This is a genomic window from Pararoseomonas baculiformis (assembly GCF_017813395.1).
Classification (GTDB): domain Bacteria; phylum Pseudomonadota; class Alphaproteobacteria; order Acetobacterales; family Acetobacteraceae; genus Roseomonas; species Roseomonas baculiformis.
In genome coordinates this window covers 1-23,876 of record NZ_JAGIZB010000011.1, presented here as the reverse complement: position 1 = coordinate 23,876, position 23,876 = coordinate 1, and the positions used below count along the sequence as shown (strand labels likewise).

Genomic DNA, 23,876 nt, shown 5'->3' with positions numbered 1-23,876 from the left:
GTCCGCCGCCGCGTTCCGCTTTTCCCCGGCAGCCGGGCCGCCTATGCATCGCGGCATGCCGGAACCCGAACACCGTATCCAGACCGTCGCGGGGGAGGCGCTCCGCCCCCATCTCGCGGCGGTCGCGCGCCTGCGCGCCGTCGTCTTCCGAGATTGGCCCTATCTCTATGATGCCGCCGAGGATTACGAGGCGCGCTATCTCCGCGCCTATTCCGAAAGCCCGGGCGCGGCGGTGATCCTGGCCCTGGCGGGCGAGGAACCCGTCGGCGCCGCGACCTGCCAGCCCATGCAGGAAGCCGGGCGCGCCGTGCTGGAGGCCGCGGCGGCGGCGGGGATGGACCCCACCAACACCTGCTATTTCGGCGAATCCGTGCTGCTGCCCGAATGGCGCGGCCGCGGCATCGGCGTGGCCTTCTTCGCGGCGCGGGAAGCCCATGCCCGCGCCCTGGGCCTGCGCCGCGCCGCCTTCTGCGCCGTGCGGCGCGACGCCGCCGATCCACGCCGCCCCGCAACCCACCAGCCGCTGGATGCCTTCTGGCACAAGCGCGGCTACGCGCCGGTGCCGGGCATGGCTGCCACCATGGAATGGCGCGAGGTCGGCGGCACGGCCGAGATCCCGCACCGCCTCGATTTCTGGGCCAGGGATCTCGCATGAAGCCGCTGCGCCTCGCCCTCCTGCCCTACCCTGTCGGGCGGCCGGAGGGGGTGCCCGCCTTCGCTGCCAAGCTGGACCGGCTGCTGGCCGAGGCACGGGAGGGCGGCGCGGAGCTGGCCGTGCTGCCCGAATATGCCAGCGTGGAACTCGGCGCCTCTCTCTGCCGGGCAGCACCGCCCACCGAGGCGGCGGAACTGGCCGCCATGGTGGAAGCCGCCCCGGCGATCCTCGATTCGATGCGCGCCGCCGCCATGCGTGCCGGCCTCTGGCTGCAGCCGGGCAGCCTGGCCATGCGCGATGCGGACGGGCTGATCCGCAACCGCGCCCCGCTGATCGCGCCCGATGGGCGGATGGCCTTCCAGGACAAGCAGAACATGACCCGCTTCGAGAAGGAGCGCTGGGGCGTCTCGGCCGGGGCAGCACCGGCCGTGTTCGAGACGCCCTGGGGCCGGATCGGGATCTCCATCTGCTACGACGTGGAGTTCCCCCTCCATGTGCGGGCCCAGGTGGAGGCGGGCGCCTGGCTCATCCTCGCCCCCTCCTGCACGGACACGCTGCACGGCTTCAACCGCGTGCGGCTCACCGCCGCGGCGCGGGCCGTGGAGAACCAGTGCTTCGTCGCCGTCACGCCCACGGTGGGAGAGGCGCCCTGGTCCGCCGCGCTGGATGTGAACCGGGGCAAGGCCGCCATCTTCGGCCCCGTAGACCGCGGCTTCCCCGATGACGGCGTGATCGCCGAGGGCGTGCTGGACGAGCCGCGCTGGCTTTTCGCCGATCTCGACCCCGCCCGGATCACGGCTGTACGGCGCGAGGGCGCCGTCTTCAACCACCAGGGATGGCTGGGCGCGGTCGCGCCCGCTTCCGTCGCGGGGTTCGCATGACGCAACTGGTTTACATCGTCGCGGGCGAGGCATCGGGCGATGTCCTGGGCGCCCGCCTCGTCGCGCGCCTGCGCGAGATGCGGCCCGGCCTCGGCTTTGCCGGGATCGGCGGCGAACGCCTGGCGGAGCAGGGCCTGCAGAGCCTCTTCCCCATGCGGGAACTGGCGCTGATGGGCCTGCTGGAGGTGCTTCCGAACATCCGCAGCCTTGCCCGGCGGATGGACGAGACCGTGGCCGACATCACCGCCCGGCGCCCCGCGGCCCTCGTCACCATCGACAGCCCCGGCTTCGCCCTGCGGTTGGCAAAGCGCGTCAAGCCCATGGGCATCCCCGTCATCCACTACGTCGCCCCCCAGGTCTGGGCCTGGCGGCAGGGGCGGGTGAAGGAAATGGCCCACCGGCTGGACCGCATCCTTGCCCTCCTGCCCTTCGAGCCGCCCTTCTTCGAGAAGGCGGGCATCCCCGTGGATTTCGTCGGCCATCCCGTGCTGGAAAGCGGCGCGGACCGCGGCGACGGCGCCCGGTTCCGCGCGGCCCATGGGATCCGCCCGCAGGAACGCGTGATCCTGGTGATGCCGGGCAGCCGCCGCACCGAGATCCGGCGCCTCCTGCCCATCTTCGGGGAGGCGCTCCGCCTCCTCTCGGCCCGCGTCCCGGGGCTGCGCCCCGTGGTTCCCCTGGCCGGGCCGGTGGAAGAGGCCGTGCGCACGGCCGCCGCGGGCTGGACCCCTGGCCCCATCCTCGTCCGCGACCTGGCGGAAAAGCACGACGCCTATGCCGCCGCCTCGGCAGGCCTGATCAAGTCCGGCACCTCCTCGCTGGAGGTGGCGCTGGCGGGGGTTCCCATGGTGGTGGGCTACCGCGTGAACCCGATCACGGCCGAGATCGTCCGGCGGCTGGTGAAGGTGCGCTACGCCAGCATCGTGAACCTGCTGGCCGATGCGCCCGTGATCCCGGAGTTCATCCAGCAGGATTGCCGCCCGGACCGGCTGGCGGCGGGGCTGGAAGCCCTGCTCTCCGGCGGCCCGGAAGCCGCGGCGCAGAAAGCCGGCTTCGCGCGCGTGATGTCGCAGCTCGCCCCGCCCGGCGGCGGCAGCCCCAGCGAGGCCGCCGCCCGCGCCGTGCTTGGGGCGATCAGCGCCTGAGGCCGGAGCCCGGGCCGGTCACGGGCTCGTCAGGATCGACCATGGGCACGCCCGTGCCCGCCATGCTCGCGGCCCCCGCCGCCATGGAGGAGTTCACGGGCAGGTCGGCTTCCGAGGCGAATTCCGGATCGTCCCGCCAGCCCTCCTCCCGCCAGCTCGCGGCGCGCTGTTCCAGGTCGATCGCGCCGTGCCGGTTGAACACGGCCATCACATGCTCCGCGATCCCGTCATCCACCTCGGCCGTGACAACGGTGGAACCGCGCCGGACCGCCTCCGTATAGGTCCGCCGCTCGGAGTCACCGATCAGCAGATGGCCAAGCGACGGCAGGATGCCCTCATTCTCCACAAGCTGGGCGTTCTCCGCGGGATGAACCTGGATCCGCTCCGAGGTGATCCGGTCATGCACGCGCAGATGCGTCACGACGGACTCGGCCTCGTCGCGATTGTCGAACACCGCCGAAATCACGCGGGACATGCGTTCCTCCTCCTCCTCCTGTCGGGGGAGGAACGGCACGGGCGCCGCCGGGGTTGCTACCCCGCCCAGGCGTGGCGCTTCGGCCGGGCCTTGCGGCGCAGCTCCATCAGCTCCGCCTCCTCCCGCGCCGCGTTGCGCAGCAGCGCCTCCTGCCCCCAGCGATATTGCGGCGGGCAGGCCGTGCGCACGCCGTAGCGGGCCGCCGCTTCCATGGTGAAGGCGGGGTCCACCAGATGGGGCCGCGCCAGCGCCACCAGATCCGCGCGCCCGGCGGCGAGAATGGTGTTCACCTGGTCCGCGCTGGTGATGCTGCCCACGCAGATCGTCGCCACCTTCGCCTCGTTCCGGATCATGTCGGACCAGGGCACCTGGAACATGCGCCCGTAATGCGGCGCGCTGCCCGCCACGGTCTGGCCGGTGGAAACATCCAGCAGGTCGCAGCCCTCATCGGCGAAGGCGCGCGCGATGGCCAGGGTCTCCTCATCCGTGACGCCGCCCTCCGCCCAGTCGGTCGCGGAGACGCGCACGCTCATCGGCCGGTCCGACGGCCAGGCGGCGCGCATGGCGCGATAGACCTCCATCGGGTAGCGCAGCCGGTTCTCCAGGCTTCCGCCATACTCGTCCGTGCGATGGTTCAGCAGCGGCGAGAGAAAGCTGGCCATCAGGTAGCCATGGGCGCAGTGGAATTCGAGCATGTCGAACCCCGCCCGCGCCCCCCGCCGCGTGGCGGCGACGAAGTCGTCGCGCACCTTGTCCATCTCCGCGCGGGTGATCGCGCGCGGCACCTGGCTGTTGGAGAAATAGGGCAGCGCACTGGCCGAGACGATGGGCCAGGCCCCCTCCTCCAGCGGCTGGTCCATCCCCTCCCACATCAGCTTCGTCGCGCCCTTCTGCCCGGCATGGCCGAGCTGCAGCGCGATGCGCCCCGCCCCATGCGCATGGACGAAATCGACGATCCGCTTCCAGCCCGCCTCCTGCTCATCGCTCCACAGCCCCGTGCAGCCCGGGGTGATCCGCGCCTCCGGGGAAACGCAGGTCATCTCCGTGAAGATCAGCCCCGCCCCGCCCGTGGCGCGCGCGCCGTAATGCATGAGATGCCAGTCATCCGGCATCCCGTCCCGCGCCGAATACTGGCACATGGGCGAGACGACGACGCGGTTCGGCACGGTCATCCCGCGCAGCCGGAAGGGCTGGAACATCGGCGGCGCGCCCTTCACCGCCGGCAGCCCCTCCGCACGCACCTCCTCCTCGAAGAGCGCGCGGGATTCCTCCACGAACTCTGGCGCCCGTAGGGCAAGATTGTCCCAGGTGATGGCCTTGGAACGCGTCATCACCCCGAAGGCGAAGCGCGTCGCCGGCATGTGCCAGAAGCGGTCCACATGCTCGAACCAGACCAGCGAAACATCCGCCGCGTGCTGGATCTTCTCCACATCCTCGCGCCGCCCGGATTCGAAGCGCGCCAGCGCCTCCTCCACCGTGCCGCCCCGCATGAAGGCGCCATGCAGGGCAATGGCATCCTCCATCGCCAGCTTCGTCCCCGATCCGATCGAGAAATGCGCGGTCGCCTTCGCATCCCCGAGCAGCACGATGTTGCCCTTCGACCAGCGCTCGCACCGCATCATCGGGAATTGCCGCCACAGGCTGCGATTGGTGATGAGCCGGTGGCCCTGCAGTTCCTCGGCGAAGACCTCCTCCAGGAAAGCGGCGCTCTCGGCCTCGCTCATCGCGTCCAATCCGGCGCGCTCGAAGGTCTCCGGATCCGTCTCCAGCACCCAGGTGCTGGCATTGGCCTCGTACTGGTAGCAGTGGGCGATGAAGATGCCCTCGGGCCGCTCCTTGAAGAAGAAGGTGAAGGCGTCGAAGGGCCGCGTGCTGCCCATCCAGGCGAAGCGGTTGGGGCGCAGGTCGATCTTCGGCGCGAAATGGGCGGGGTCGCTGTTGCGGACCGGGCTGTTGATGCCATCCGCCGCCACGATCAGATCCGCCTCCGGGAAGTCCTCGGGCTTCGCCTGGCGCCCGAATTCCAGCTCCACCCCCAGCTCGCGCGCGCGGTCCTGCAGCAGCATCAGCAGGGTGCGGCGGGAGCAGCCGCAGAAGCCGTTGCCGCCGATCCGGTGCACCGCCCCCTTGGCGTCGCGCTCACCAGCGCGCCTAGCCACGATTTCGATATCGTCCCAGTAGGCGAAGGCATCGCGGATCGCCTCGTAGGAGGGCTGGTCCGCCTTCTCGAAGGTTTCCAGCGTCTGGTCGCTGAACACCACGCCGAAACCGAAGGTATCGTCGGCCCGGTTGCGCTCCACCACGGTGATGTGCGCTTCCGGCCGGTCCCGCTTCATCAGGATGGCAAAGTAGAGCCCCGCAGGCCCGCCGCCGATGACCGCGATCCGCATGGGAAGCCTCCTGAGTGCCGCAACGGCAAATAGTTTAGGCTTCAACTTTTCAAGGGTTCAACAGGCTTGCGGCGGGCCGGAGAAACATTTTAGGCTTCAAGCATCATGGACGGCATATCCGGGCGGCATGCGGTGGTGACGGGGGGCGGGTCGGGCATCGGCCTGGCCATCGCCGCCGCGCTCACCCGCGCCGGGGCCCGGGTCACCGTCATGGGCCGGCGCGAGGCCCCGCTCCGCGCCGCCGTGGCAGCCGGCAGCGCCGCGGGCTTCGAGATCGCCGATGTCACCGCCGAAGGCGCCTTCCCCGCCGCCCTGGCCCGCTGCGGCCACCCCGCCATCCTGGTGAATGCCGCCGGTGCCGCCGAAAGCGCGCCCTTCCTGAAGACCGGCGACGAGATCTGGGAGCGGATGCTCCGGGTGAACCTGCTCGGCGCCGCATCCGCGACCCGCGCGGCCCTGCCCGCCATGCTGGAAGCCCGATGGGGCCGGGTGGTGAACATCGCCTCCACAGCCGCCCTGCGCGGCTACCCCTATGTCACCGCCTATGCCGCCGCGAAGCATGGCCTGCTGGGCCTGACCCGCGCCCTGGCGCTGGAGGTGGCTTCGAAGGGCGTGACCGTGAACGCCGTCTGCCCCGGCTTCACCGAGACCGACATCGTGGCCGAAAGCGTCGCCCGCATCACCGCCAAGACCGGCCGCAGCGAGGCCGAAGCCCGCGCCGAACTCGCGAAGCACAACCCCCAGGGCCGGCTGGTGCAACCGGATGAGGTGGCGGCCACCGTGCTCTTCCTCTGCGGCAACGCCGCCGGTGCCGTGAATGGCCGCGCCATCGCCGTAGATGGTGGGGAGGTGCCGTGAGCCCGCCCGACACCCATGTGGACGCCGAGACCGCGCTGGACCACGCCCCGGCGGGCCACAAGGACGACCTCCGCCTCTGGCTGCGCATGCTCTCCTGCGCCCGGCTGATCGAGGCCGAGATCCGCCGCCGCCTCCGCGCCAGCTTCGACACCACCCTGCCCCGCTTCGATTTCCTGGCGCAGCTCGAGCGCGCCCCGGACGGCCTCACCCCCGGCGAGATCAGCCGCCGCATGATGGTCACGGGCGGCAACGTCACCGGCCTCGCCGCCAGGCTGGAGGAGGAAGGGCTGATCGAGCGCCGCGCCGTGCAGGCGGACCGCCGCGCCGTCACCCTCCGCCTCACGCCCCAGGGCCGGCGCGAATTCGCGCGCCAGAGCACGGCGCATGAGGAATGGGTGGCCGAGCTGCTCGGCGGGCTTTCCGCCAGCGACCGCGCCTCGCTCCTTCGCCTGCTCGACCGCACCCGCCGCGGCATCCGCGCCGCCATCTCGGAGAACGAGGCATGAGCCTCCGCGCCTTCAACGCCCGGCATGTGCGGCTGACGGTGGAGGGGAAGGTCGCCTCCATCACCCTCGACCGCCCCGAGCGCAAGAACCCGCTGACCTTCGAATCCTATGCCGAGCTGGTCCGGATCTTCCGCGAAGCCGTGGGGGACGACAGCGTCGGCGCCTTCCTCATCTCCGGCTCAGGCGGCAACTTCTGCAGCGGCGGCGACGTGCACGAGATCATCGGCCCGCTTCTGGACCGCGACACCAAGGGGCTGATGCAGTTCACCGCCATGACCGGTGACCTGGTCAAGGCCGTGCGCGCCTGCCCGCAGCCCATCCTCTCCGCCGTGGATGGCGTCGCGGCCGGCGCCGGTGCCATCATCGCCATGGCCTCCGACCTCCGCATCGCCACGCCCCGCGCGAAGGTCGCCTTCCTCTTCAACCGCGTCGGCCTGGCGGGCTGCGACATGGGCGCCTGCGCCATGCTGCCCCGCATCATCGGCCAGGGCCGCGCCTCCGAACTCCTCTACACCGGCCGCTCCATGTCCGCGCAGGAAGGGCTGGACTGGGGCTTCTTCTCCCGCACGGTGGAACCCGAGGCCCTGATGGAAGCCGCGGCCAACCTCGCCCGCCAGATCACCGAGGGTCCCGGTTTCGCCAACGCCATGACCAAGCGGATGCTCGCCATGGAATGGGCCATGTCCATCGAGCAGGCGATCGAGGCCGAAGCCGTCGCCCAGGCCCTTTGCATGACCACCCAGGATTTCCGCCGCGCCTATGAGGCCTTCACGGCCAAGCGCCGCCCTGTCTTCGAGGGCAGCTGATGCCCGACCGCGACTTCCTCTCCTGGCCCTTCCTGGAACCCCGCCACCGGGACTGGGCGGAGGAGGTCGAGGCCTGGGCCGCCGCCCATGCCGGGCGCCTCTCCGAGGGCGACACCGACACCGCCGTGCGCGCCCTCGCCCGCTCGATGGGAGAGGCCGGGCTCCTCCGCATGGCCGCGCCGGAAGACGGCCGGCTCGATGTCCGCGCCCTCTGCATCGCGCGGGATGTGCTGGCCCGCCATTCCGGCCTGGCGGATTTCGCCTTCGCGATGCAGGGCCTGGGCACGGGCTCCCTCACCCTCTTCGGCAGCGATGAGCTGAAGGCGCGCTACCTCCCCGCCGCCCGCGCCGGCACCGCCCTCGCTGCCTTCGCCCTGAGCGAGCCCGAGGCGGGCTCCGACGTCGCCGCCCTCGCCACCACCGCCACGCGCGATGGCGATCACTGGGTCATCGATGGCAGCAAGACCTGGATCAGCAATGGTGGCATCGCCGCCACCTATGTCGTCTTCGCCCGCACGGGCGAAGCGCCCGGCGCCAAGGGCCTGACCGCCTTCCTCGTCCCCGCCGGCACGTCCGGCCTCACCATCGCCGAGCGGATCGAGGTTTCCGCGCCCCACCCCCTCGCCACGCTGCGCTTCGAAGCGATGCGCGTGCCCGACACGCACCGCCTCGGCAAGCCCGGGGACGGCTTCAAGGTGGCCATGGCGACGCTGGACGTGTTCCGCGCCACCGTCGGCGCGGCCGCCCTCGGCTTCGCCCGCCACGCGCTGGACCTCACCATCGAGCGCGCGACAGGCCGCCACCTCTTCGGCGGCCCGCTCTTCGACCAACAGATGACCCAGGCCGCCATCGCCGAGAGCGCGGTGGAGGTGGAGACCTCCGCCCTCCTCGTCTATCGCGCCGCCTGGCTCAAGGATTCCGGCATGCCACGCGTCTCGCGCGAGGCATCCATGGCCAAGCTTCACGCCACCGAGGCCGCGCAGCGCGTAGCCGATCGTTGCGTGCAGATCCACGGGGGGCACGGCGTCGTCCGCGACCACCCCGCAGAAAAGCTCTACCGGGAGGTTCGCGCGCTGCGCGTCTATGAGGGCGCCAGCGAAGTGCAGCGGATCATCATCGCCCGCGCCGAGCGCGCGCGGTCCGAGGAGGCGGCACAATGCAAACCGAGATGACGATCGAATGGTCCGGTGCCACGCCGGACCTCGCCCCCAGCGCCCATATCGACACCTTCCCGCGGGACAACCTTCCCCCGCGCGACCAGTGGCCCGAACTCGTCTTCGACCTGCCCGACTACCGCTATCCCACCCGCCTGAACTGCGCGGTCGAACTCCTGGACCGCAATGTCGCGAATGGCCGCGGCGAACATCCCGCCATCATCACGCCCGAGGAAACCCTCACCTACCGCGCGCTGCAGGAGCGGGTGAACCGCATCTGCAACGTGCTCACGCGCGACCTCGGCATGGTGCCGGGCAACCGCGTGATGCTCCGCAGCGCCAACAATGCCTGGATGACGGCCACCTATCTCGCCGTGCTCAAGGCGGGTGGCGTCGTCGTCGCCACCATGCCGCTGCTCCGCGCGAAGGAGCTGGGGCAGATGCTGGAAAAGGCGCAGATCACCCACGCGCTCTGCGACATCAAGCTGCGCGACGAAATGGAGAAGGCCGCCGCCGAGGCCCGGCAGCTCCGCCATATCGCCTACTGGGGCAATGGCGACCTCGAGTCCCGCTGCGCCGCCGCCTCCTCCGATTTCACGGCCTGCGACACGGCCGCCGACGATGTCTGCCTCATCGGCTTCACCTCCGGCACCACGGGCCTGCCCAAGGGCACCATGCATTTCCACCGGGACATGCTGGCCATCTGCGACGGCTATTCCCGCCACGTCCTCCGCCCCGGTCCGGAGGACCGCTTCATCGGCTCCGCGCCGCTCGCCTTCACCTTCGGCCTTGGCGGTCTCGTCCTCTTTCCCTTCCGTGTCGGCGCCACCGGCATCCTGCTGGAGAAGGCCGGGCCGGACGAGCTGCTGCCCGCCATCGAGAAGTACCGCGCGACCATATGCTTCACCGCCCCCACCGCCTATCGCGTGATGGCGGGCAAGGCGCAAGATTTCGACCTCTCCTCCCTGCTCAAATGCGTCTCCGCCGGGGAGACCCTGCCGCGTGCCATCTTCGATGCCTGGAAGGAGGCGACCGGCATCAGCCTGATGGACGGCATCGGCGGCACGGAGATGCTGCACATCTTCGTCGCGGCGCCGGAGGAAACCCTCCGCCCGGGCTGCACGGGCCTGCCCGTGCCCGGCTACCAGGCCACGATCCTGGACGATGAGGGCCGGGAGGTCCCGCGCGGCACGCCGGGCTGGCTCGCCATCCGCGGCCCGATCGGCTGCCGCTACCTCGCCGATCCGCGCCAGACCAACTATGTGCGCCACGGCTGGAACATCACCGGCGACGTCTACGTCCAGGACGAGGACGGCTATTTCCGCTACCAGGGCCGTGGCGACGACATGATCGTGGCCGCGGGCTACAACATCGCGGGCCCGGAGGTGGAAGGCGCCCTGCTCACCCACCCCGCCGTGCGCGAGTGTGGCGTGATCGGCGCGCCGGACGGCAAGGGCGGCATGCTCGTGAAGGCCTATGTCGCCCTCAAGCCGGAATTCCTGCCCGGCGATGCCCTGGTGAAGGCGCTGCAGGACCATGTGAAGGCCGAGATCGCGCCCTATAAGTCCCCGCGGGTGATCGAGTTCCTCGACGCCTTGCCCCGCACGGAATCCGGCAAGCTCCAGCGCTTCGCGTTGCGAAAGATGGCCACCGGGTGAAGCGTCCCTCGCCCATCCCCGCCTCCGCCCTGCCAGCCGCGGCCTTTCGCGCGCCGGCGCGGGTGCGCTTCGGCGACTGCGACCCGGCGGGCATCGTCTTCTTTCCCAACTGGTTCTCCATGGCCAGTGCGACCATCGAGGACCTGTTCCGGGAACGGCTGGGCATCGATTTCCACGCCTTGCATGCGGAGCGCGGGATCGGCACGGGATTCGTGCATGCCGCGGCCAGCTTCATGCGGCCCGGGATGATGGGGGACGACGTCCTGCTCACCCCCCTCATCCGCCGCATCGGCGGCGCTTCCTACGCCCTCGACCTCCACATCCACCGGGGCGAGGAGGAGCTGGCACGCCTCGACCTCGTGACCGCCACCACCGACCTCGCCACGCGGACCAGCCGGCCCGTGCCGCCCGACCTGCGGGCGGCACTGCTGCGCTACATGTCCGAATGCGGCCCCTCAGAAGGCCAGGAGATTCCCGCATGAGCGGCCCGCTTACCACCCTTCATCCTCCTGGCTGGCCGGCACCCAGGGGCTACTCCAACGGCATGATGGGCCAGGGCCGCATCGTCCTCGTCGGTGGCCAGGTCGGCTGGGACGAGGCGGGCCGCTTCGCACAGGGCTTCGTCGCTCAGACGGAGCAGGCCCTGCGCAACATCCTTGCCGTGCTGAAGGAGGCCGGGGCGGGGCCCGAGCATATCGGCCGGCTCACCTGGTATGTGGTGGACATGGACGAGTACCGCGCGTGCCTGCCGGAACTGGGCCGCGCCTATCGCTCGGTGATGGGCCGCAACTTCCCGGCCATGGCGCTGGTCTGCGTCGTCGCCCTGGCCGAGCCGGAGGCCCGGCTGGAAATCGAGGCCACCGCCATCCTCCCGGACTGATCGGGCAGCGCCCGTCCGGCGGCGCAGGAGCAGACCAGCTGCCCGTCGGCCAGCCGGTTCGGCACGGTGGGCTCCCCGCAATGCGGGCATTCACGGGCCGGTTCCATCGGCGCCTCCCCTCCAGGCCTCCCTATCTGGGGCGCCCTGGAGCATCGAAAACCCTGCCCCTGCCTTGAACCGGCCGGGCCCTGGTGCGAATGTCCGGCCCGCCGCCGGGGGATCCCCCCGGCCCAGTGTTCACGCCCCGTGTTCACCCCCAGTGTTCGTCAGGCGGGCCCCGCCCGCCCTTCAGGTAACGAGGATCGGAATGGCCAAGATCAAGGTGAAGACCCCAGTCGTCGAGATGGACGGGGATGAGATGACCCGGATCATCTGGGGCTTCATCAAGGAGAAGCTGATCCTTCCCTATCTCGACGTGGACCTGAAGTACTACGACCTCGGCATCGAGTATCGCGACCAGACCGACGACCAGGTCACGGTCGATGCCGCCAACGCTACCAAGCAGTACGGCGTGGGCGTGAAGTGCGCCACCATCACCCCGGACGAGGCGCGGGTGAAGGAGTTCAACCTGAAGAAGATGTGGAAGTCCCCCAACGGGACCATCCGCAACATCCTCGACGGCACGATCTTCCGCGAGCCCATCATCTGCCAGAACGTGCCCCGCCTGGTGCCGCACTGGTCCAAGCCGATCGTGGTCGGCCGCCACGCCTATGGCGACATCTACCGCTCGGTCGAGATGAAGGTCCCCGGCGCCGGCACGGTGAAGATGACCTACATCCCCGAGGGCGGCGAGGCCCAGGAGATCGGCGAGTTCGCCATGCCGGCCCAGGGCGGCGTCGCCATGATGATCCATAACCTCAACAAGTCGATCGAGGGCTTCGCCCGCGCCAGCTTCAACTATGGCCTGGCCCGTAACTACTCCGTCTATTTCAGCCACAAGAACACGATCCTGAAGGCCTATGACGGCTCCTTCAAGGACATCTTCCGCAAGATCTACGACGAGGAGTTCAAGGCCGAGTACGAGAAGCGCGGCCTGACCTATGAGGACCGGCTGATCGACGACATGGTCGCCTCCGCCCTGAAGTGGGAAGGCGGCTATATCTGGGCCTGCAAGAACTACGATGGCGACGTGCAGTCCGACATCGTGGCGCAGGGCTTCGGCTCGCTCGGCCTGATGACCTCCGTGCTGCTCTCCCCGGACGGCAACACGGTGGAATCCGAGGCCGCGCATGGCACGGTCACCCGCCACTATCGCGAGCACCAGAAGGGCCGCGAGACGAGCACGAACCCGATCGCCTCCATCTTCGCCTGGACGCGCGGCCTGGCCTATCGCGGCAAGTTCGACAACACGCCGGATGTGGTGGACTTCGCGAACCAGCTTGAGAAGGTCTGCGTCGAGACCGTCGAGAGCGGCAACATGACTAAGGACCTCGCCATCCTCATCGGCAAGGACCAGCCCTGGCTCAACACCCAGGCCTTCCTGAACAAGCTGGACGAGAACCTGCAGAAGGCCCGCGCCTGAGGCGGCCGCGCCGGCCCGTCTGGCCGGCGCCTTGCATTCGACCCGGGGCGGGTGCCGCAAGGCCCCGCCCCTTCCTTTTCCCGGCGGTCCCGATGTCCGGCTTCCTCACCACCCTCGACATGATCGCCCTGGCCAGCTTCGTCCTGTGCTGGGTGGGCTATGCCACGGTCGTGGACCGCGTGCCCTCCATCCGCAGGCGCAGCGTCATCCACGCCATGGACGAGCACCGCCGGCGCTGGCTTCTCTCCACCATCCCCAAGGACAACCGGATCGCCGATGTCGCCATCGTCGGCAATCTCATGTCCTCCACCTCCTTCCTCGCCAACACCTGCATCTTCATCATCGGCGGCGGCTTGGCCCTTCTCGCCGCGCCGGATGTGGGCCAGCGCGTGCTCGGCGCCGTGCCCTTCGCCGAGACCCCGACGGTCGGCGGATGGGAGGCACGGGTGCTCCTCCTCCTCGTCATCTTCGTCCGCGCATTCTTCGAGCTGACCTGGGCGCTCCGCCAGTTCAACTACGGCTCCATCCTGATCGGCGCCCTCGGCCATACCGAGGCCGCGCGGCCCGGCGCCGAAGTGGCGGCACAGGTGGTCAACCGCGCCGCGCGCCACTTCAACACGGGACTGCGCGCCTACTACTTCGGCCTCGCCGTCCTGGCCTGGATGGTGCATCCCGTGGCCCTCATCCTGGCCTCGCTCTGGGTGGTCTCGGAACTGCACCGTCGCGAGTTCCGCTCGGCCGTCCGCGCCGTGCTTAGCGCGCCGGGCTGAAGCGTTTCGCCTCTCGCCACGGGCGCCTCGCCGGGGCAGTCTTCGCGGGTGAGCACCTCCGCAACGACCCGTCCCTCCGTTCCCGACGGCCCCGCCCTGCAGCGCGAGCGGTCCATCCTGCTGGCCTGCCTGCTCGACTGCACGATGATAGGCCCCTACCTCGTCATCGGCCTGCTGGCGAACTCGCTCACCACCATCGCGGAATGCGTGCGCGGCGGGCTGATGCTCGGGCTGGAATTCATCCTGCTGGTGGTGCTGCGCCGAATCCATCGCGGCGAGACCACCGAATACGACTACGGAGTCGGCAAGCTCGAGCAATTCGCCAACCTGGCCATCGGCGTCGCCATGGGCGCCTTCGGTGTCTGGCTGCTCTACGCCGCGGTGGGCCGCTGGTTCCATCCGCCGGACCAGGCGGGCTACGGCCTGATCCTGGCGAGCGCGCTGACCATCGTGAACCTCGCCATCAACGCCGCGGCCCTGCGGTCGCTCTGGCGCGCCGGGCGCGACGGCACCTCCGCCATCATGACCGTGCAGATCCGAAGCCGGGCGGTGAAGCTCCTCTCCTCCGCGCTGGTGGCCGCCGCCATCGCCACCAACGCCGCGGCCGAGCTGCTGGGCTGGCCGCATTGGGTCGGCCCGGCGGCCGAGGCAGTGGGCACCGGCTTCGTCGGGCTGGTGATGATCCAGCTCTGCGTTAGCCTGTGGCGCGAAGCCGTTCCCCATCTGCTGGACCACAGCCTGGACGAGGCCCGCCAGGGTTCGATCAACCGCGCCCTCGCCGGGCATTTCGCGAATTACGATGCGCTGGTCAGCGTGAAGTCCCGCATCGCCGGCAAGCAGGCGATCGTGGACATCGCGCTGGGTTTCGAACCGGGGCGGCAGATCGGGGAGATCCAATCCGTCGCCGACGCCGTGACAGCCGATCTGGAAGGGCTGATCCCAGGCGCGATCGTCACCATCACCCCGGTCGCCCTCTCGCGCTGACAGCGGCGGGCACGCGCGACACAGCTCCGGAAATTTCCGGGAGGTGCCGTAACCAGCGGTTGCGAAACATTCCCCACAACGCAACCATGCGGCGAGCGAGGCCTGCTCCGCAGCCTCCGGCATATGGGACCACCAGGGGGAATGGGCGACATGAAGCGCCATGTCAGGTTGATCGCGGCTGGCGCCGTGGGGAATGCGATCGAGTTCTACGACTTCCTAATCTTCGGCTACCTCTCCCTCCATATCGGCCGGGCCTTCTTTCCAGCCGGGGATGGGGTGGCGGCCATCCTGGCCTCCCTCGCGGCCTTCGCCGTCGGCATGCTCATGCGCCCGCTCGGCGGCCTCATCTTCGGCCTGCTGGCCGATCGCGGGAACCGCCTCCGGGCGCTCGTCGCCTCCGCCGCCATGATCGCCGTCCCGACCTTCCTCATCGGGCTTCTTCCGGGCTACGCGACCATCGGGGTTTTTGCCCCGATCATCCTGGTGCTCCTCCGCGTCATCCAGGGCCTTTCCCTGGGCGGCGAGTTCCCGGCCTCGCTCGCCTATCTCGTCGAGAATGCGCCGCCTGGCCGCCGCGCGCTCTTCGGCAGCTTCGCCAGCGCCGGCGCCGTCAGCGGCATGCTCCTCGGCACCGCCACCTGCTACGTCACCTCCAGCCTGCTGGCAGAGGACGCGATGCAGGAATGGGGCTGGCGCATCCCCTTCCTGCTCAGCGCGGTGCTCACCATCGCCGCCGTGCTCCTGCGCCGGGCCCTGCTGCGGGACGACCATGCACCGGTCCGCGCCTCCCTGCCCATGGCCACCTTGCTGCGGGAAAACCTGCGAGGCTTGGTCGGCGTGTTCTCCGCCAACATCCTCACCGGCACCGCCAGCTTCGTGGTGTTCATGTTCACCGTTCCCTGGCTCATGCAGACGGCCGGCATGGCCTATGACGATGCGCTGGCGATCAACCTGCACACGCTCCTGCTTCTGTTCATGGCCCTGCCGGTGGCGGGGCTGCTTGCCGATCGCTTCGGCCATCGCCGCACGGTCATGCTTGGTGTCGCGGGGCTGCTGCTCGGCGCGCATCCCCTGCTGGCCATGATGCGGAGCGGTGACCCGCTGCTGGACAGTTTGGGCGAAGCCGGGCTGGCCCTCGCCTTCGCCCTGCTGGTTGCCTCCATGGGCCCGATCATGGCGGATGCGTTCCCCAGCCACGCGCGGGTCACCGGGATCGCCATCGCCTATGGCAGCGCCGTGGGAATCTTCGGGGGCCTCTCCCCGATGATGGTGCAGTACCTCATGGGAGAGGCCCATGACGTGATGGCGCCGGCCCATGTCGTCATGGGCGCCAGCCTCATCTCAGGTGTCAGCCTCCTCCTCGCCAGTCAGTGGCAGGCGCGGGGGGCCGAGGCGCCCCAGGCCGCGAGGCCTGACCTCGCCCAATCCGCCCGGGCCCACGGAGCCGTGTGACCGGGTGCTCCGCGCGGCGTTCATCGCGCGGAGCAAGGAGGACGGGATGTCAAGGCTCGTGGCTGGATGGCTTCTGCCGCAGGAGGAACGCGGGCCGCTCCTCGCCCTGGTTCCGCCCCGCTATCCCCGCTTGGTGGCCCACCATGTCACCCTGAAGCCCGGCGTGGGGAAGGACCACCCCCTGCGCCCGGAGAAGGAGGGCCGGATCGTCGGCGTGGCGGATGACGGCAAGGGCGTCCAGGCCCTGGTGGTGGAGATCGGCGGCACCACGGACCGGCCGGACGGATCGACCTGGCACATCACCTGGTCGCTGGGCGCCGGGCGCAAGCCGGTGGAGAGCAGCGACGTCATCCGCTCCCACGGATGGAAGCCACTGGAGCCGCCCCGGACGATCCGGCTGGAACCCGCCGTGTTCGACTCCACCCAGTAATGGGCGCTCAGCCCACCCCGGGCCCCTGGCCGGTAAAGCCGAGCTTCCGCAGCGCCGCGATCGAGCGCTCCGCCGAGACATGGTGGACGAAGATCCCGCCCTTCGCCTCCCAGCCTTCCCGGGCCGAGGCACGGTCATCCACCAGCACATGGCCCGGCCCGGACCAGCGCGGCTTCTCCCGGCTCATGCAGGTGATGACCGGAACATGGGCGCCCAGCATGCGTGCCACCCACTGCTTCTTCTGCGCCGGCGCCCAGGCGCCCAGCGGAAGCCCGGTCAGGATGGTGGGCCTGTGCGGCTCGCAGAAGCGCCACAGCGCCTCCGCGTCATGCATGAAGTCCAGCGTATCGAAGAAGGCCGGCGCCTTGGCCAGCGCCGCCCACATCTTCTTCAGCGGCAGCTCCTCCGGCCGCCTGCCGGTCACCGCCTTCACGCCGCGGTCAAAATCCGCCAGCACCCCGTCCAGGTCGAGGAAAAGCGTGTGCGCGGTCATGCGCCCCCCTGGCTACGACGCCGCATGCTGCTCCCGCAGCTTCAGGAACTTCAGCATCGGCCACTCCTCCTCGGCGCGGTTGCGGCGCCAGTCGCTGGTGAAGAAGGCCACCAGCGCCCCGTCATGGTCCTCCGCCGTGTCATGGGGCGCGGATTGCCGGAACTTCTCCATCGCCGCCCTGTCCTCGGAAACGACCCAGCGCATCATGCTCCAGGGCGTGGCCTCGTAGCGGCTGGGCACGGAATATTCGGCCTTCAGCCGCTCGGCCAGCACATCCAGCTGCAGCGCGCCCACCACGCCCACCACCGGCGGGGTGCCATCGAGCGGGCGGAAGAGCTGCACGACGCCCTCCTCGGCCAGCTGCTCCAGCGCGGTGCGCAGCTTCTTGCCCACCATCGCGTCCTCGATCATCACCCGGCGCAGGATCTCCGGCGCGAAGCTCGGTACGCCCCGGAAGTTGATCGCCTCGCCCTCGGTCAGCGTATCGCCGATCCGCAGGATCCCGTGGTTCGCGATTCCCACCACATCCCCCGGCCAGGCCTCCTGCGCCACCTGCCGGTCCTGGGCGAAGAAGAAGAGCGGCGCGTTCACCGGAACCTGCTTGCCCGTCCGGGTCTGGCGCAGCCGCATCCCCTTCTCCAGCCGCCCGGAGCAGATGCGGAGGAAGGCCACGCGGTCCCGGTGGTTCGGGTCCATGTTGGCCTGGATCTTGAAGACGAAGCCGGTCAGCGCTGCCTCGTCCGGCTGCACCCGCCGCGTATCCGCCGGCCTTGCGCCGGGATGCGGCGCGAAGCGCGCCAGCCCCTCCAGCAGGTGCCCGATGCCGAAGTCCCGCAGCGCCGAGCCGAAATAGACCGGCGTCATCGTCCCCTGGCGGAAGGCCTCCAGGTCGAAGGACGGGAAGGCCGAGGCCAGTTCCGCCCCCTCGCGCAGCGCCTCGGCATCCGCCGCCGGCACCAGCTCGTCGATCTTCGGATCATCCAGCCCGGTCAACCGCACGGGCCCCGAGCCCTCTTCCATCAGATGCAGCGCCGGCTCGAGCATGTCATAGGTACCGAGGAAGCCGCGCCCCGATCCCACCGGCCAGGCCGCCGGGGTCACGTCCAGCGCCAGGGTCTTCTCGATCTCGTCCAGCAGCTCGAAGACGTCCCGGCTCTCCCGGTCCATCTTGTTGATGAAGGTGATGATCGGGATGTCGCGCAGCCGGCACACCTCGAAGAGCTTGCGCGTCTGCGCCTCGATGCCCTTGGCGGCGTCGATCACCATCACCGCCGCGTCCACCGCCGTCAGCGTCCGGTAGGTATCCTCCGAGAAGTCCTCGTGGCCCGGCGTGTCCAACAGGTTGAACACCACACCGTCGCGCTCGAAGGTCATCACGGAGGTCGCGACCGAGATGCCGCGGTCTTGCTCGATCTTCATCCAGTCCGATCGGGTGCGGCGCCGGTCGCCCTTGGCGCGCACCTGGCCGGCCAGCTGGATGGCGCCGCCGCGCAGCAGCAGCTTCTCCGTCAGGGTCGTCTTGCCCGCGTCCGGGTGGGCGATGATCGCGAAGGCCCGGCGGCGCGCGGCTTCCCGCGCAACGGCATTCGCGCCCGCCGGCACCGCCGACAGGGCCTCGATGGGGGTGGTCTGGTCCATGCCCGCTATCTGGCGGTCTTGCGGCCCCGGTGCAACACGCACGTCACCCGTAGCGGCGCCGCAGCGCATTCAGGGCCACCGTCATCGCCGCCCCGAACAGGATCACCCCCGCCACGGGCACCGGGCTTCCATCCGCCAGCACCCCGACGGCCACGCTGCCCAGCGCCGCGACCGCGAACTGCATGGTGCCCAGAAGGGCCGAGGCCGTGCCCGCCCGCTGCCCGTGCCGCGCCAGCGCCCCCACGGCTGAGTTGGGCAGGATGAGGCTGCTGGCCGCCATCAGCAGCACGATCGGCGGGAACACGCCCCAGAGCCCGCCCCACCCGGTCCAGGCCAGGAGCATCAGCAGCGCCGAAGCAGCCAGCACGGCCAGGGAAGCCGCAGTCAGCACCCGCCCCGCGCCGAAACGGGCCGCCAGCATGGGATTGGTCTGCGCACCCCCGATGAAGCCGGCGGCGGTGACCCCGAAAATCACCGCGAAGGTGCTCGGCGTGACCCCGAAATGCTCGATGAACACCGCCGGGGCCCCGCTGATATAGGCGAACATGCTGAACATCACCGCCGAGCCCAGCAGCGCATGGGTCAGGAAGACCGGCTCCGTCAGTACCCGCCCGAAGCCGCGCAGCAGCGCCCCGGGACCCAGGCGCAGCCGCTTCTCCGGCGGAAGCGTGTCCGGCAGAAGCCAGAAGACCAGCAGGCAGGACAGGGCGCCATAGGCGGCCAGAACCCAGAAGATCCAGCGCCAGCTCGCCCAGCCCAGCAGCAATCCGCCGAAGGAAGGCGCCAGGATGGGCGCCGCCCCCATCACCAGGATCAGCCGGGACATGAGCCGCGCGGCCTCCAGCCCCGTCGCCTTGTCCCGCACCACCGCCCGCGGAATCACCGCGCTGGCCGAAGCGCCGAAGGCCTCGACGAAGCGGAAGGCCGCCAGCCACCCCATGCTGGGCGCCAGGGCGCAGCCCATGGAGGCGGCCGTATAGACCAGGGTACCGATGATCAGCGGCCCGCGCCGCCCGAAGCGGTCCGACAGCGTCCCCTGCGTCACCTGCCCCACCGCCAGCCCGACGAACCAGGTCGCGAGCGTCAGCTGCGCGCTGCCCGCCCCCGTGCCGAACTCCGCCTCCATCGCTGGAAAGGCGGGCAGGTACATGTCGGTGGAAAGCGGGTTGATCGCCGTGAGGAAGCCCAGGAGCAGCGGAAGCCAGAACGGCATGGAATCCTCACCTCGCGGTCCAGCCATCTTGCTGCGCTGCAAAAAGGCCCGAGGGAACCCCCTTTCAATGCAAGGCACCTCCGCGGCCAGGAAAGCTCTTGCGAACGATTATCATTCCCGCCAACCTGCGCAGGCCACCACGCGGAGAATTCCCATGGCCACTCGCGGCCTTCCGAACTGGCCCTGGAAAGGCGTCTCCCCGGAGGAGCTTCCGCCCGCCGAGGCCGTGCTCCTCGAAGCCATCCGATCCTGGGTGGAGGCGACGCGCAGCGGCGCCCCGCCGCTGCCCGCGCTGCGCCTGCCCCTCGTCACCGAGGATCTCGGCGAGGCGGCGGAGGCGCTGGAAGCCCTGCTCCGGGCCCTGGCCTGCCCGGGTTCGATGGGCTGCCGGCTCTGCCCGCGCGTCACCCCGGCCGAGGGCACCGTGCTTCTCGGCCTCGGCCTGGCCCAGCGGGCCACGCGGCGTGAGGCACTGGCCACCTTCCTCCAGCTCGCCCCTCCGGCCGCGGCCTATGCCGCGATCGGCCCCGCCCTCGCCATCGGATTGGTGATGCGGCGCGCCGGCCTGCTGCTGGCGAACCCGCTTCGCGCCACCTCCTGAATCGAAAAGGCCGGGGGAGTCCCTCCCCCGGCCTTCCGAAAGCCATGCCCGGTCCCGCCGGCGCTACCAGCGCCGAGGGACGCCGCAATCCAGGTGCACGAAGCCGTCGCGCCGGTAAAGGCCGACGCCACCCAGCCCCATCCGCGCCGCAAGCCGTGCCATCTCATAGGAGTTGCGGCTGGGCAGGCGCATGTCGCCCGCCATCCCGGACATATGGAGCGAAACCGTGGAGACGCGGCTGGAACGCCTCGCAGTCGCGGCATTGGTCTCAGGTGAACGGTAGCCGCTGATCACCTCGAAGGCGTCGGTGGCCTCCATCCGGGCGGCCACGGAATGCATCACGTCGAACAGCCGCGGATCCATCGGCGTCACCTCCTCGCGGGAGATGTCGCGGAACACCCAGTCCAGCTTCCGCAAGGCCTCGGTGACGTAGCGGCCATCGGTGAAATAAACACCGCTGAAGGAATCGCTCGTATAGGCGCGCTTCACGTTGAGGCGCCGCGTGCCGCGGGCCAGCTGCGCCTCCGCCGGGCCGGGAACCGCCGCACAGGCCAGCAGCCCCATGCCGGCCCCGATCAGGGAACGCCGCCCGATCCGCGCATCGGCGCAGCACGGGCATTCCGGCTCAGCCGGCCGATGGCCGGAGAACACCCGGCTCAACGCCCAGCCCCCCCGGCTGCCGCGACGCGCACCCCTCCGCGATCCATCTCCCGGACATAGGCCAGGTCCAGCCCATAGATATCCGGCCGCACGCGCACGCGGGATCCTTCGGTGACGACCGTGCTGTAATGCAGCCGGACCGGCAGCGGCCGGCGCAGGCCCACGGACTGGGTCTGCCGGCTGTCATAGGCGCGCTGGACGCGCGCCGCGTCCCAACCCATGCCCTCGAGCACGATGTTCAGCAACTCGTTGGGCTGCGAAAGACGGATGCAGCCCGAGGAGAAGGCCCGGTCCGGCCGGCCGAACAGGCTGCGGTCCGGGGTGTCGTGGAGATAGATGTCGTCGTTGTTGGGCATGATGAACTTGATCCGTCCGAGCGCATTGCCGTCGCCGGCATCTTGTCGGATGAGGTAAGGAAACCGGTCCTGCCGGATGCTGGACCAGTCCACGGAGGCGGGATTGACCTCGACCCGCTCCCCTCCCACGACGCTATAGAGACGGAAGCCCTTGGCGGCCATTCCCGCCGGGTCGCGGCGGAAGCGGGGCAGGAGATCCTCGCGCGCGTTGCGCTCGGGAACGCCCCAGGTCGGGTTGAACTGAACTGTGGTCATGCGCACGCGCATGGTGGGCGTGGCACGTTCGGGCTTGCCGACGATGACATTCATCTTCAGCAGCACCCGATCCCCTTCCTGCACCGTCAGCACGTAGTCGGGGATGTTCACCTCGATGCGCCGCTCGTCACCCGGGCGCATCGCGTTGCGGCGCATGTCCAGCGCCGCGCGGATCTGGCTCACCCGGCCCGAGGCGGGGCGGTTCAGCAGGCCCTGGGTGATCGGCCCCACCTTGCCATCCACCTCAAGCCCGCTCGCGGCCTGCCAGCGGCGCACCGCCGCCTCCAGCGCGGCATCGAAGGTGGCGCCGCCATCGCGCGCCGCCGCCAGCACCGGGTCCTCGGCCCTCAGCCGCTCGCGCAGCGCGGGAACGCGTGCCTGGTCCTGCATGCCCGGCTCCAGCGTGTTGCCGGGCGGGATCGGCCGCCAGCCGCCGGAGGCGACCAGGCCGCCGGCCTTCGCCAGCTCCGCCCGCAGCAGCGCCGCACCTTCGGGAAGATTGGCAGCACGGTCGATCAGTGCCGCAGGCTCGGCCGCCCCAACCAGCTCGGCCTGCCAGCGCGAGAAGTCCACGGCGGACGGATCGCGCAGGATGTCCCCGCGCCCCGTCGGCTGCCGAAGCCGCCCCTGCACCAGATCCGCCAGCGCCGCATTGGCGGCGTGATAGACCGCGGCGTGGAAGGCGGCCGGCTCCGAACTCCCCATGGCGTCCGGCGGGATTGCGTAGGCCACCGTATCAAGCCCGTCCTGCCCCAGCCGGCGCAGCCGCGCGGCCAGGCGGAACACGGAATCCCAACTCTGCGGCCCCGGCCCGGCCGGCGCCACCTGCACTGCCTCGGCCGCCGCTTCGGGCGCGCCCGGCAAGGCCCGGCCCATGGATGGCAGCAGGCCGACCATCAGGCCGGAGAGAGCATCGCGTCTTCGCATGGGCGAAGCCATACCCTCCGCCGCCCGCCCCTGCAAAGGCGAAAGCAGCCTCTCAGCGCGACATCAACCAACCGATCAGCATCACCACCAACGCGCCGATCAGCAGGGCCTTGACGAGGGTCCACCACTCCCCACGTCCCGCCTCCCCTTCCTCCGCATGGGCGATGGGGCGCGGGGCAGGGTGGCGCGCCTCGGCCATGCCCGCCGGCGCCATGCTATCGGCGCGGGAAGCGGCCTCGTCGCGCATCCTGGTGTCGTCCGAAGGCGAGGGGCTGCGGGCCATCTGGGGTCCTCTGGCGCTGGGGAATTTTATGGGATGGCCCGCCCCTCATCCCGCTGGCGTAGGCTGGCCGGGCAACCGGGGCGTAAGGGAGCTGACCCATGACGGAGATTGCGGTTCTCGGGGTGGATCTGGGCAAGAACAGCTGCAGCGTGGTCGGGCTGGATGCGGCCGGGCGGGTGGTCCTGCGACGACGCCTGCACCGGGACGGGGTGGTGGGGCTGGCGGCAGCATCGCCAGGGTGCGTGGTGGCGATGGAGGCCTGCTGTGGAGCGCATCACCTGGGCCGGCGGCTGCGCGAGGCAGGGCACGAGGTGCGGCTGATGTCGCCCGAATACGTGCGGCCCTATGTGAAGGCTCAGAAGAACGACGAGCGGGACGCGGAGGCGATCGCCGAGGCGGCGACCCGTCCGACCATGCGCTTTGTCGAGCTCAAGAGCGAGGCGCAGCTCGACATGCAGAGCCTGCACCGCGCCCGAGACCGGCTGGTGGGCGAGAGGACGGCGCTGATCAACCAGCTGCGCGCCATTCTGCTGGAGCGCGGCATCACCGTGCCCCAGGGGCGGCGCAAGCTGGAGGTCTACCTCGAGACCCTGCTGACCGAGGAGCGGGTCCCGCTCAGTCCGCGGGTGCGGCTACTGGTCGAGGACCAGCGGGCCGAGTGGCACGACCTGGACCGGCGTATCGAGGCGTTCGACGAGGAGTTCGCGGCCGAGGCCAGGACCGATGAGGCTGCCCGGCTGCTGACCACCATTCCCGGCATTGGGCCGCTGAACGCGACGGCGCTGGTGGCAGCAATCGGCAGGGCCGAGACCTTCGGGCGAGGACGGGATCTCGCTGCCTGGCTGGGGCTGGTGCCGCGGCAGATGACCACGGGAGGCAAGCCA

Annotated in this window: 25 protein-coding genes; 17 read left to right on the top strand and 8 right to left on the bottom strand. The window is 70.2% G+C overall.

What is annotated here, in order from left to right; translation table 11 throughout:
* The first annotated feature begins 55 nt into the window (after positions 1–55).
* Genes J8J14_RS12745 through lpxB form a run of 3 tightly spaced genes read left to right on the top strand, consistent with a single transcriptional unit; the run spans position 56 to position 2,681 of the window.
* Positions 56–655 carry a GNAT family N-acetyltransferase gene (locus tag J8J14_RS12745; protein ID WP_209379911.1) on the top strand — a complete coding sequence of 200 codons (600 nt, stop codon included), beginning with the start codon at positions 56–58 and terminating at the stop codon, positions 653–655.
* Entirely contained in the window at positions 652–1,536 is an 885-nt protein-coding gene (locus tag J8J14_RS12740; RefSeq protein WP_209379910.1) for a carbon-nitrogen hydrolase family protein, read from the top strand. The genes J8J14_RS12745 and J8J14_RS12740 overlap by 4 nt, the downstream gene beginning before the upstream one ends.
* Positions 1,533–2,681, top strand: coding sequence for a lipid-A-disaccharide synthase (gene lpxB, locus J8J14_RS12735; RefSeq protein WP_209379908.1), 1,149 nt, complete (start codon positions 1,533–1,535; stop codon positions 2,679–2,681). The genes J8J14_RS12740 and lpxB overlap by 4 nt, the downstream gene beginning before the upstream one ends.
* On the opposite strand, the gene J8J14_RS12730 is transcribed toward lpxB, so the two are convergent.
* Positions 2,671–3,156, bottom strand: coding sequence for a hypothetical protein (locus J8J14_RS12730; protein WP_209379906.1), 486 nt, complete (start codon positions 3,154–3,156; stop codon positions 2,671–2,673). The two genes, lpxB and J8J14_RS12730, sit on opposite strands and share 11 nt — an antisense overlap.
* A gap of 56 nt (positions 3,157–3,212) precedes the next feature.
* Positions 3,213–5,546: a bifunctional salicylyl-CoA 5-hydroxylase/oxidoreductase gene (locus tag J8J14_RS12725; protein ID WP_209379905.1), complete on the bottom strand. Its 2,334-nt coding sequence runs from the start codon at positions 5,544–5,546 to the stop codon at positions 3,213–3,215.
* A 105-nt stretch (positions 5,547–5,651) separates the two neighbouring features.
* On the opposite strand from J8J14_RS12725, the gene J8J14_RS12720 reads away from it, so the two are divergent.
* From J8J14_RS12720 to J8J14_RS12665, 12 genes are all read left to right on the top strand, one after another.
* On the top strand, positions 5,652–6,404 hold the full coding sequence (locus J8J14_RS12720) for an SDR family NAD(P)-dependent oxidoreductase (protein ID WP_209379903.1): 753 nt from the start codon (positions 5,652–5,654) through the stop codon (positions 6,402–6,404).
* Positions 6,401–6,910 carry a MarR family winged helix-turn-helix transcriptional regulator gene (locus tag J8J14_RS12715; protein WP_342452441.1) on the top strand — a complete coding sequence of 170 codons (510 nt, stop codon included), beginning with the start codon at positions 6,401–6,403 and terminating at the stop codon, positions 6,908–6,910. Before J8J14_RS12720 ends, J8J14_RS12715 begins: the two co-directional genes overlap by 4 nt.
* The gene (locus J8J14_RS12710; protein WP_209379901.1) at positions 6,907–7,716 is read left to right on the top strand and encodes an enoyl-CoA hydratase family protein; all 810 of its coding nucleotides are present in this window, start codon (positions 6,907–6,909) and stop codon (positions 7,714–7,716) included. Before J8J14_RS12715 ends, J8J14_RS12710 begins: the two co-directional genes overlap by 4 nt.
* On the top strand, positions 7,716–8,888 hold the full coding sequence (locus J8J14_RS12705) for an acyl-CoA dehydrogenase family protein (RefSeq protein WP_209379900.1): 1,173 nt from the start codon (positions 7,716–7,718) through the stop codon (positions 8,886–8,888). Before J8J14_RS12710 ends, J8J14_RS12705 begins: the two co-directional genes overlap by 1 nt.
* Positions 8,873–10,528: an AMP-binding protein gene (locus J8J14_RS12700; RefSeq protein ID WP_245215739.1), complete on the top strand. Its 1,656-nt coding sequence runs from the start codon at positions 8,873–8,875 to the stop codon at positions 10,526–10,528. The genes J8J14_RS12705 and J8J14_RS12700 overlap by 16 nt, the downstream gene beginning before the upstream one ends.
* The gene (locus J8J14_RS12695) at positions 10,525–11,010 is read left to right on the top strand and encodes an acyl-CoA thioesterase (RefSeq protein ID WP_209379898.1); all 486 of its coding nucleotides are present in this window, start codon (positions 10,525–10,527) and stop codon (positions 11,008–11,010) included. Before J8J14_RS12700 ends, J8J14_RS12695 begins: the two co-directional genes overlap by 4 nt.
* Complete coding sequence (locus tag J8J14_RS12690) at positions 11,007–11,408, top strand: RidA family protein (RefSeq protein ID WP_209379897.1); 402 nt, start codon at positions 11,007–11,009, stop codon at positions 11,406–11,408. Before J8J14_RS12695 ends, J8J14_RS12690 begins: the two co-directional genes overlap by 4 nt.
* 307 nt (positions 11,409–11,715) lie before the next feature.
* Complete coding sequence (locus J8J14_RS12685) at positions 11,716–12,930, top strand: NADP-dependent isocitrate dehydrogenase (RefSeq protein ID WP_209379896.1); 1,215 nt, start codon at positions 11,716–11,718, stop codon at positions 12,928–12,930.
* Positions 12,931–13,022: 92 nt separating this feature from the next.
* A complete protein-coding gene (locus J8J14_RS12680) occupies positions 13,023–13,700 on the top strand; it encodes a DUF599 domain-containing protein (RefSeq protein ID WP_209379895.1) in 678 nt (225 codons plus the stop codon).
* Positions 13,701–13,748: 48 nt separating this feature from the next.
* The gene (locus J8J14_RS12675) at positions 13,749–14,684 is read left to right on the top strand and encodes a cation diffusion facilitator family transporter (protein WP_209379893.1); all 936 of its coding nucleotides are present in this window, start codon (positions 13,749–13,751) and stop codon (positions 14,682–14,684) included.
* Positions 14,685–14,834: 150 nt separating this feature from the next.
* Positions 14,835–16,136, top strand: coding sequence for an MFS transporter (locus tag J8J14_RS12670; RefSeq protein ID WP_209379892.1), 1,302 nt, complete (start codon positions 14,835–14,837; stop codon positions 16,134–16,136).
* A gap of 46 nt (positions 16,137–16,182) precedes the next feature.
* Positions 16,183–16,566, top strand: a complete 384-nt coding sequence (locus J8J14_RS12665; protein ID WP_209379890.1) for a hypothetical protein — start codon at positions 16,183–16,185, stop codon at positions 16,564–16,566.
* 7 nt (positions 16,567–16,573) lie between these two features.
* Here J8J14_RS12665 and J8J14_RS12660 read toward each other — a convergent pair whose 3' ends face one another.
* From J8J14_RS12660 to J8J14_RS12650, 3 genes are read right to left on the bottom strand one after another with little or no spacing between them, the layout of a single operon-like run.
* Positions 16,574–17,059 carry a hypothetical protein gene (locus tag J8J14_RS12660; RefSeq protein WP_209379889.1) on the bottom strand — a complete coding sequence of 162 codons (486 nt, stop codon included), beginning with the start codon at positions 17,057–17,059 and terminating at the stop codon, positions 16,574–16,576.
* Positions 17,060–17,071: 12 nt separating this feature from the next.
* Positions 17,072–18,697 (bottom strand): peptide chain release factor 3, encoded by a 1,626-nt coding sequence (locus J8J14_RS12655; protein WP_209379881.1) that lies wholly within the window; start codon positions 18,695–18,697, stop codon positions 17,072–17,074.
* A 43-nt stretch (positions 18,698–18,740) separates the two neighbouring features.
* A complete protein-coding gene (locus tag J8J14_RS12650) occupies positions 18,741–19,910 on the bottom strand; it encodes a multidrug effflux MFS transporter (RefSeq protein WP_209379879.1) in 1,170 nt (389 codons plus the stop codon).
* Positions 19,911–20,064: 154 nt separating this feature from the next.
* Between J8J14_RS12650 and J8J14_RS12645 the strand changes: the two genes are divergently transcribed.
* Entirely contained in the window at positions 20,065–20,511 is a 447-nt protein-coding gene (locus tag J8J14_RS12645; RefSeq protein WP_209379877.1) for a hypothetical protein, read from the top strand.
* A gap of 63 nt (positions 20,512–20,574) precedes the next feature.
* On the opposite strand, the gene J8J14_RS12640 is transcribed toward J8J14_RS12645, so the two are convergent.
* Genes J8J14_RS12640 through J8J14_RS12630 form a run of 3 tightly spaced genes read right to left on the bottom strand, consistent with a single transcriptional unit; the run spans position 20,575 to position 22,992 of the window.
* Positions 20,575–21,162, bottom strand: a complete 588-nt coding sequence (locus J8J14_RS12640) for a YcbK family protein (RefSeq protein ID WP_342452444.1) — start codon at positions 21,160–21,162, stop codon at positions 20,575–20,577.
* Positions 21,163–21,167: 5 nt separating this feature from the next.
* On the bottom strand, positions 21,168–22,709 hold the full coding sequence (locus tag J8J14_RS12635) for a L,D-transpeptidase family protein (protein WP_245215737.1): 1,542 nt from the start codon (positions 22,707–22,709) through the stop codon (positions 21,168–21,170).
* A gap of 52 nt (positions 22,710–22,761) precedes the next feature.
* Complete coding sequence (locus J8J14_RS12630; RefSeq protein WP_209379875.1) at positions 22,762–22,992, bottom strand: hypothetical protein; 231 nt, start codon at positions 22,990–22,992, stop codon at positions 22,762–22,764.
* A 98-nt stretch (positions 22,993–23,090) separates the two neighbouring features.
* On the opposite strand from J8J14_RS12630, the gene J8J14_RS12625 reads away from it, so the two are divergent.
* On the top strand, positions 23,091–23,876 hold a 786-nt coding region (locus J8J14_RS12625), incomplete at its 3' end, for an IS110 family RNA-guided transposase (protein WP_209379874.1).

Excerpts from the sequence above, each read along its gene's own strand:
- J8J14_RS12745 (WP_209379911.1), top strand. The coding sequence starts at position 56 with ATGCCGGAACCCGAACACCGTATCCAGACCGTCGCGGGGGAGGCGCTC.
- J8J14_RS12740 (WP_209379910.1), top strand. The coding sequence starts at position 652 with ATGAAGCCGCTGCGCCTCGCCCTCCTGCCCTACCCTGTCGGGCGGCCG.
- lpxB (WP_209379908.1), top strand. The coding sequence starts at position 1,533 with ATGACGCAACTGGTTTACATCGTCGCGGGCGAGGCATCGGGCGATGTC.
- J8J14_RS12730 (WP_209379906.1), bottom strand. The coding sequence starts at position 3,156 with ATGTCCCGCGTGATTTCGGCGGTGTTCGACAATCGCGACGAGGCCGAG.
- J8J14_RS12725 (WP_209379905.1), bottom strand. The coding sequence starts at position 5,546 with ATGCGGATCGCGGTCATCGGCGGCGGGCCTGCGGGGCTCTACTTTGCC.
- J8J14_RS12720 (WP_209379903.1), top strand. The coding sequence starts at position 5,652 with ATGGACGGCATATCCGGGCGGCATGCGGTGGTGACGGGGGGCGGGTCG.
- J8J14_RS12710 (WP_209379901.1), top strand. The coding sequence starts at position 6,907 with ATGAGCCTCCGCGCCTTCAACGCCCGGCATGTGCGGCTGACGGTGGAG.
- J8J14_RS12705 (WP_209379900.1), top strand. The coding sequence starts at position 7,716 with ATGCCCGACCGCGACTTCCTCTCCTGGCCCTTCCTGGAACCCCGCCAC.
- J8J14_RS12700 (WP_245215739.1), top strand. The coding sequence starts at position 8,873 with ATGCAAACCGAGATGACGATCGAATGGTCCGGTGCCACGCCGGACCTC.
- J8J14_RS12690 (WP_209379897.1), top strand. The coding sequence starts at position 11,007 with ATGAGCGGCCCGCTTACCACCCTTCATCCTCCTGGCTGGCCGGCACCC.
- J8J14_RS12685 (WP_209379896.1), top strand. The coding sequence starts at position 11,716 with ATGGCCAAGATCAAGGTGAAGACCCCAGTCGTCGAGATGGACGGGGAT.
- J8J14_RS12680 (WP_209379895.1), top strand. The coding sequence starts at position 13,023 with ATGTCCGGCTTCCTCACCACCCTCGACATGATCGCCCTGGCCAGCTTC.
- J8J14_RS12670 (WP_209379892.1), top strand. The coding sequence starts at position 14,835 with ATGAAGCGCCATGTCAGGTTGATCGCGGCTGGCGCCGTGGGGAATGCG.
- J8J14_RS12665 (WP_209379890.1), top strand. The coding sequence starts at position 16,183 with ATGTCAAGGCTCGTGGCTGGATGGCTTCTGCCGCAGGAGGAACGCGGG.
- J8J14_RS12660 (WP_209379889.1), bottom strand. The coding sequence starts at position 17,059 with ATGACCGCGCACACGCTTTTCCTCGACCTGGACGGGGTGCTGGCGGAT.
- J8J14_RS12655 (WP_209379881.1), bottom strand. The coding sequence starts at position 18,697 with ATGGACCAGACCACCCCCATCGAGGCCCTGTCGGCGGTGCCGGCGGGC.
- J8J14_RS12650 (WP_209379879.1), bottom strand. The coding sequence starts at position 19,910 with ATGCCGTTCTGGCTTCCGCTGCTCCTGGGCTTCCTCACGGCGATCAAC.
- J8J14_RS12645 (WP_209379877.1), top strand. The coding sequence starts at position 20,065 with ATGGCCACTCGCGGCCTTCCGAACTGGCCCTGGAAAGGCGTCTCCCCG.
- J8J14_RS12635 (WP_245215737.1), bottom strand. The coding sequence starts at position 22,709 with ATGCGAAGACGCGATGCTCTCTCCGGCCTGATGGTCGGCCTGCTGCCA.
- J8J14_RS12630 (WP_209379875.1), bottom strand. The coding sequence starts at position 22,992 with ATGGCCCGCAGCCCCTCGCCTTCGGACGACACCAGGATGCGCGACGAG.